This is a genomic window from Aeromicrobium sp. PFPM2_SD2 (genome assembly GCF_057364525.1).
In genome coordinates, this window is the sequence record NZ_JBNFNZ010000250.1 from 1 (window position 1) to 3,704 (window position 3,704).

The window sequence follows — 3,704 nt, forward strand, 5'->3', positions numbered from 1 at the left end:
GCCGCCGCACAGGGCCGCGACGCCGACGCCGCCACCGCGACGCTTGAGCTCCAGGGCGAGGTGCAGCGTGATGCGGGCCCCGCTCATGCCGATCGGGTGGCCGACGGCGATCGCGCCGCCGTTGACGTTGACGATCTCGGGGTCGATGCCCAGGTCGTCGGTGGAGGCCAGGCCGACCGCGGCGAAGGCCTCGTTGACCTCGACCAGGTCGACGTCGGAGGCGCTGAGGCCCTCCTTCTGCAGCGCCTTCTTGATCGCGTTGGCCGGCTGGAGCTGCAGGCTCGAGTCGGGGCCGGCCACGACGCCGTGGGCGCCGATCTCGGCCAGCCACTCCAGGCCGAGCTCCTCGGCCTTGGCCTTGCTCATGACGACCACGGCGCAGGCGCCGTCGGAGATCTGGCTGGCCGAGCCGGCCGTGATCGTGCCGTCCTTCGCGAAGGCCGGACGCAGCCGGGCGAGGGTCTCGACCGTCGTGTCGCCGCGGACGCCCTCGTCGGCGGTCACGACGACCGGGTCGCCCTTGCGCTGCGGGATGGTGACCGGGACGATCTCGTCGTCGAGGACGCCGTTCTTCTGCGCGGCGGCGGCCAGCTGGTGCGAACGGGCGGCGAAGGCGTCCTGCTGCTCGCGGGTGTACTGCTGCTGCGAGGCGTTGATGTCCTCGGTCAGGCCGCCCATCGCCTGGTCGGTGATGGCGTCCCACAGGCCGTCGTAGGCCATGTGGTCGACGAGCTTGTTGTCGCCGTAGCCGAGGCCCTCGCGCGAGCCGAGCAGCATGTGCGGCGCCTGGGTCATCGACTCCTGGCCGCCGGCGACGACGACGTCGTACTCGCCGGCCTTGATGAGCTGCGAGGCGAGCGCGATGGCGTCCACGCCCGACAGGCACACCTTGTTGATGGTGAGCGCGGGGACGTCCTTGGGGATGCCGCCCTTGATCGCCGCCTGGCGTGCGGGGATCTGGCCGGCGCCGGCCTGCAGCACCTGGCCCATGATCACGTAGTCGACCTGGTCGCCGCGGACGCCGGCCTTCTCGAGCGCGCCGGCGATCGCGATGCCGCCCAGGTCGCTCCCGGACAGGGTCTTGAGGCTCCCGCGCAGCTTGCCGATGGGGGTGCGCGCTCCGGCGACGATGACGGTCTCGGTCATGAAAGGCTCCCTGGTCTCGAGGGCGGATGGGCCGCTTCGATCCAGCGTACCCGCGCTCCGATCCTGCCCTCCCGGACCGGCGACGAGCCTGTCGCCTAGGTCACATGCAGCCCCCTCGCGCGCGTGCTTCACTGCCTGCATGCTGCCCAGCGACCTGCTCACGACCATCGACCACGTCGGCATCGCCGTCGCCGACCTCGACGAGGCGCTCGCCTTCTACGAGCGCGTCTTCGGCATCACCGCCGTGCACGAGGAGGTGAACGAGGAGCAGGGCGTCCGCGAGGCGATGCTCGCCGTCGGCGACGGCGAGACCCGCATCCAGCTGCTCGCCCCGCTGGACGACTCCTCGACGATCGCCAAGTTCCTCGACCGCAACGGCCCGGGCATGCAGCAGCTGGCCTACCGCGTCGCCGACATCGAGGCCGTCTCGGCCACCCTGCGCGAGCGTGGCGTCCGCCTCCTGTACGACGCGCCCCGCCGCGGCACGTCCGACAGCCGGGTGAACTTCGTGCACCCCAAGGACGCCGGCGGCGTCCTGGTCGAGCTCGTCGAGCCGGCCGCCACCGCCCACTGACCGCGCCACCGCGGCCGCCGCGCGAGGTGTGACGCACCCCACGCGCGTCCGTGGCGCCGGTGGTTAATGATCAGTAACATCGCCGCACGACGACCGACCTGGAGGACGCCCGCATGAAGCACATCCTTGACGCCATCCTGGCCGGGGACACCCCGGCCGAGGAGTTCGGCAACCTCGAGATCCCCGAGACCTACCAGGGCATGACCGTCCACAAGGACGAGGTCGACATGTTCGAGGGCCTGGCCAGCCGCGACAAGGACCCGCGCAAGAGCCTGCACCTGGACGACGTCCCGGTGCCCGAGCTCGCGCCGGGCGAGGCGCTCGTGGCGGTCATGGCGAGCGCGATCAACTACAACACCGTCTGGACCTCGATCTTCGAGCCGGTCTCGACGTTCGGCTTCCTCGAGCGCTACGGGCGGCTCAACGAGTACTCCAAGCGCCACGACCAGCCGTACCACGTGGTCGGCTCAGACCTGGCCGGCGTCGTCCTGCGCACCGGCCCGGGCGTCAACGCCTGGAAGCCGGGCGCCGAGGTCGTCGCCCACTGCCTGTCGGTCGAGCTCGAGAGCCCCGACGGCCACGACGACACGATGATGGACCCCCAGCAGCGCATCTGGGGCTTCGAGACGAACTTCGGCGGCCTCGCCCAGCTGGCGATCGTCAAGGCCAACCAGCTGCTGCCCAAGCCCGACCACCTCTCCTGGGAGGAGGCGGCCAGCCCGGGCCTGGTGAACTCCACCGCCTACCGCCAGCTGGTGTCCAAGAACGGCGCCAACATGAAGCAGGGCGACGTCGTGCTCATCTGGGGCGCCTCGGGCGGCCTGGGCTCCTACGCCACCCAGATGGCGCTCAACGGCGGCGCGATCCCGGTGTGCGTCGTCTCGAGCCCGGAGAAGGCCGAGATCGTCCGCAGCCTGGGCGCCGAGCACGTCATCGACCGCTCGGCCGAGGGCTACCGGTTCTGGAAGGACGAGCACGAGCAGGACCCCAAGGAGTGGAAGCGCTTCGGCGCCAAGATCCGCGAGCTGACCGGTGGCGAGGACCCCGACATCGTCTTCGAGCACCCGGGCCGCGAGACGTTCGGCGCGAGCGTCTACGTCACCCGCAAGGGCGGCACGATCATCACCTGCGCGTCGACGTCGGGCTACATGCACCAGTACGACAACCGCTACCTGTGGATGAACCTCAAGAACATCAAGAGCTCGCACTTCGCCAACTACCGCGAGGCGTTCGAGGCGAACCGGCTCATCGACAAGGGCCTCATCCACCCGACGGTGTCCAAGGTCTACCCGCTGGCCGAGACCGGCCAGGCCGCGCTGGACGTCCACCAGAACCTGCACCAGGGCAAGGTGGGCGTGCTCTGCCTGGCCCCCGAGGAGGGCCTGGGCGTGCGCGACCACGAGAAGCGCGCCAAGCACCTCGACGCGATCAACCGCTTCCGCGGCATCTGATCGCCTCGACGACGCCGGCCGTGCCCGCAGGGCGCGGCGGCGTCGTCGTCCCGGTTCCCGGGAGACCGGGGTCGGGTTCGCTAGGCTGGCCGCAGCCCCAGATTCGAATGGTTAGGTGCCTCATGTCCGAGTCCTCCGGTCTGTCCATCTTCGACTCCGCCGCCGCCCGACCCGCGGCGTCGTCGAGCTCGCCGACGCCGGCGTTCCCGACCACCCGGCGGGGCGGCTACGACGTGGACGCCGTCGACACCTTCCTGCGCTCGCGCGCCGCCGACTTCGAGCGGATCGAGCAGCACGCCGCGGCGCTGGCCGGCGAGAACACCCGCCTGCGCGAGCAGCTCGCGGCCCTGGAGCAGAAGCTCGAGTCGATCGAGCGTCCCTCGTACACCGGGCTGGGCGGCCACGCGGCCCAGCTGCTGAACCTGGCCGAGCAGGAGGCCAAGGCCGTGCGCGAGCGCGCCGACCAGGCCGCCGAGGACGTGCTCCAGACCGCCCGCGAGGAGGCCCGCGTGCTGCGGGCGACGGCGGCGCAG

4 protein-coding genes are annotated in these 3,704 nt (G+C 71.2%); 3 read left to right on the plus strand and 1 reads right to left on the minus strand.

Features of this window, described 5'->3' with window-relative positions; all coding sequences use genetic code 11:
• On the minus strand, positions 1-1,146 hold a 1,146-nt coding region (locus AC2W7G_RS11420), incomplete at its 3' end, for an acetyl-CoA C-acetyltransferase (protein ID WP_485868538.1).
• 139 nt (positions 1,147-1,285) lie between these two features.
• On the opposite strand from AC2W7G_RS11420, the gene mce reads away from it, so the two are divergent.
• The 3 genes from mce to AC2W7G_RS11435 form a co-directional block, all read left to right on the plus strand.
• Positions 1,286-1,720, plus strand: coding sequence for a methylmalonyl-CoA epimerase (mce, locus tag AC2W7G_RS11425; RefSeq protein WP_485868539.1), 435 nt, complete (start codon positions 1,286-1,288; stop codon positions 1,718-1,720).
• Positions 1,721-1,833: 113 nt separating this feature from the next.
• The gene (gene ccrA, locus AC2W7G_RS11430; protein ID WP_485868540.1) at positions 1,834-3,171 is read left to right on the plus strand and encodes a crotonyl-CoA carboxylase/reductase; all 1,338 of its coding nucleotides are present in this window, start codon (positions 1,834-1,836) and stop codon (positions 3,169-3,171) included.
• Positions 3,172-3,293: 122 nt separating this feature from the next.
• On the plus strand, positions 3,294-3,704 hold a 411-nt coding region (locus tag AC2W7G_RS11435; RefSeq protein WP_485868541.1), incomplete at its 3' end, for a DivIVA domain-containing protein.

Bases quoted from the DNA above. Each gene is read 5' to 3' on its own strand.
- ccrA (WP_485868540.1), top strand. From the start codon at position 1,834: ATGAAGCACATCCTTGACGCCATCCTGGCCGGGGACACCCCGGCCGAG.
- mce (WP_485868539.1), top strand. From the start codon at position 1,286: ATGCTGCCCAGCGACCTGCTCACGACCATCGACCACGTCGGCATCGCC.